The organism is Fructilactobacillus sp. X8R2C1, assembly GCF_059900955.1.
Genome location: NZ_JBWXVI010000014.1, coordinates 1 through 461, shown reverse-complemented (window position 1 = coordinate 461; position 461 = coordinate 1). Strand labels below are relative to the sequence as shown.

1 protein-coding gene is annotated in these 461 nt (G+C 44.3%); it reads left to right on the top strand.

Annotated elements, in window-relative coordinates; all coding sequences use genetic code 11:
* Positions 1-461, top strand: a 461-nt coding sequence (locus tag AC6UD6_RS06945; RefSeq protein WP_500696176.1) for a mucin-binding protein, incomplete at both ends; no start/stop codon positions are given.

Genomic DNA, 461 nt, shown 5'->3' with positions numbered 1-461 from the left:
AACAACCCAACGGGACCGAAGTATCCTGATGGCACTAGCAAGGACAACTTGACTAAGTCCATTACGAGAACCATCCATTACGTTTACGCCGATGGCAGTAAAGCCGCAGATGACCAAGTAGAAACGGTTACGTTCAACAGAACCGCCACCTTTGATGAAGTAACTGGTGAGATAACTTATGGTGCTTGGACATCTGACAATGATGTCTTTAGCTCGGTTGATTCACCAGCCATTACGGGCTACACTCCTGATCAAGCGACCGTTGGTGCTTTAACTGCCACCGCTGATACTAAAAATTCAGATGTTAAAGTCACATACACTGCTAACGATGAGCAAGCTCACGTTCAGTATATTGACCAAGATGATGGTAATAGGGTTATCAAGACTGACAATTTAAACGGTAAGTTCGGTTCTAAGTCTGATTACAGTACAAAGAACGAAATTGCCAGCTTAGAGGCCCA